The following is a 2,582-nucleotide window of genomic DNA, read 5'->3' as shown; positions in this document are numbered from 1 at the left end:
GTAAGAAACTCCCAGGATAGGAGTAATGTTAACGACCTGCGTCTTAAAAGTATAGCCTCCCCTAACGGCAGCCGTATATGCGGACGCTCTTGAACTGCCGTTCATATCGCCTCCGCTTACGTTATCCGCCGAAGACATAAGTCCGCCGGAATAACCGGCCTGAAAACCTATTCTTGCGCCGGAAGCCTGCCAGAAGCCGTAAGCCTCCTATGTCGCCGCCTTTAAAGAAAACAGGGCTAACGGTAAAACCGTCCGTAGTAAATGCTATTTTTTGCGGAGATTTTAAAACTGCCGCATCTTCCAATAAATTTATTTTTTGCTTTGATATACCGGCTGAAATTCCGCCGCCTTCATTAGAAACGCCGTTATTAGCACCGTTATTCACACCGTTATTCAGACCGCCGCCGTTATTCGAACGGTAAAAATAATCTTTTCCGGCGTCCTGCCCGTAAAGTCCGTTAAATATAGTACCGCCTATAAGCTCGGAGGTTTCTTTACCTCCCCCGCCGTGCGAAAGCAATATTCTTTCGTATTTTTTTTTATTCATTTTAATTTTTCAAAATTTAAATGGTACTATTGCAATATTGCGCAATCTCCCCTTCTAAATTTTTTGAAATAGTCTGATGATAGCTGTTCAGCGACGGCGACATTATTAATTCTCCTTCGATAATAAATTATATCATAAAATAAAAGATTAATTAAGAATAACGGTGTCTGATTTATTTATGAGTATCTATAATGATATAGAATGTAAAAAGTTTATATAATTTATATGTTTTTATCTTTTAGTTTTAGAGACGTATTTTTTTATTGATTTTTATAGTAATGAATATTACAATAATATGTATTACTATAAAATATTTGAACAGCCGTAATTGATTGATATATCGGGATAAATTAAAGTATAATTCTAAGTATGATATATATATTAAGATATTTATAAATGCGGTTATAACAGGTTATAATCAATAATATTATCATGAGGTAATATGAAATTTTACGATAGACTAAGCGAATTAAAGATGCTTAAGTCAACTTGGGAATCATCGAAAAAAGGTTCCAAGATGACGGTTATTACAGGCAGAAGAAGGATAGGGAAAACAAAACTTATACTTGAATCTTTCAAAGACGACCTTATCTACCTGTTTGCGGCAAGAAAAGACGAAAAACTTTTATGCGAAGAGTTTACGACTTTAATTCAGAATAAAATAAACAAAAGGATAATCGGAAAGATTACAAACTTTAAAGACTTATTTGAATACCTTATGGTTTTTTCGGAAGAAAAAAATATAACGTTAGCGATAGATGAATTTCAGGAATTTTATAATATAAACCCTTCTATTTATTCCGATATGCAAAATATATGGGATATGCATAAAGACAAATCTAAAATAAATTTAATCCTGAGCGGCTCTATATATTCGCTGATGAAAAAAATATTTGAAAATTCAAAAGAGCCTTTATTCGGGAGGGCAGATAAAAAAATATATTTAAAACCTTTCGGTATAGACGTATTGAAAGAAATAATGATAGAAAACACCGTTAATTTTGACAATAAAGATTTGTTTAGCTTCTATATATTTACGGGAGGAATAGCGAAATATGTAGAAATTTTCGTCGATAACGGCGCTTTAACATACGATAGAATGCTTGAAAATATCCTGGAAGAAAATTCCGTATTTTTAAATGAAGGGAAAGACCTGCTGATAGAAGAGTTCGGCAAGGAGTATTCAGTTTATTTTTCTATTCTTTCATTAATTGCAAACTCTAAAACATCAAGGAGCGAAATAGAATCCATTCTCGAGAAAAATATAGGCGGATACCTTGACAGGCTTGAAAATGAATATAATATTATAAAAAGGGTAAGACCTATTTTTGCGAAAGAAGGCGGCAGAGTTCAAAAATACGTTATAGAAGATAATTTTTTAAATTTCTGGTTCAGATTTATATACGGTTATAGGAGCGCAATAGAAATAGGAAATCTAAAATATGTAAAAGATATAGTAAATCGCGATTTTAATACATACGCCGGATATTTTTTAGAAAAATATTTTATAGAAAAACTTAAACTATCGAATAAATTTTCCAACATAGGCACATACTGGGAAAAAGGAAACAACAACGAAATAGATATCGTTGCAGTAAACGATATAGAAAAAAAAATATTGATATGCGAAGTAAAATTAAATCCTCAAAAAATCAATCTAAGGAAACTTAAGGAAAAATCAAAAAAATTAATTGAAAAATTTAAAGAATATAGTTTTGAATATAAAGGTTTTTCCTTGAACGACTGTTAAAATCTTTATCGTCCATTTAATTAAAGGAATTAAAAATTTTTTTATTTAAAAATTTATTTATCCTTTAGAATAATATAAGGTTAGCGCTATTCGCCGTCTTCGTCTTTTAACTGATATTCCGAATCCGGCTCAAAAATATCTTTAAGGGGGATGCTCAGGCCTAATATATTTATAAAGAGTTCTGCGGCATTAGAATGGTCTGTTTCGATAGTTTGTATGCAGGAAGAGCTTAAACTTAATGAAGAGCTTGAACTTAAAACGGAAGTTTTATTTAAAGCCTTTGTT

The 2,582-nt window shown here is 31.8% G+C and carries 2 protein-coding genes and 1 pseudogene; 1 reads left to right on the top strand and 2 read right to left on the bottom strand.

What is annotated here, in order from left to right; translation table 11 throughout:
• On the bottom strand, nt 1–138 hold a 138-nt coding region (locus EVJ48_10415), incomplete at its 3' end, for an autotransporter outer membrane beta-barrel domain-containing protein (protein ID RZV36415.1).
• A 46-nt stretch (nt 139–184) separates the two neighbouring features.
• Nucleotides 185–301 (bottom strand): annotated as a pseudogene (locus EVJ48_10410) (hydrogenase expression/formation protein HypE).
• 688 nt (nt 302–989) lie between these two features.
• On the opposite strand from EVJ48_10410, the gene EVJ48_10405 reads away from it, so the two are divergent.
• Nucleotides 990–2,297 carry an ATP-binding protein gene (locus EVJ48_10405; protein RZV36414.1) on the top strand — a complete coding sequence of 436 codons (1,308 nt, stop codon included), beginning with the start codon at nt 990–992 and terminating at the stop codon, nt 2,295–2,297.
• Nucleotides 2,298–2,582 lie beyond the last annotated feature (285 nt).

It is taken from the genome of Candidatus Acidulodesulfobacterium acidiphilum (genome assembly GCA_008534395.1).
GTDB classification, from domain to species: Bacteria; SZUA-79; SZUA-79; order Acidulodesulfobacterales; family Acidulodesulfobacteraceae; genus Acidulodesulfobacterium_A; species Acidulodesulfobacterium_A acidiphilum.
This window is presented reverse-complemented; position numbering and strand designations above follow the sequence as displayed.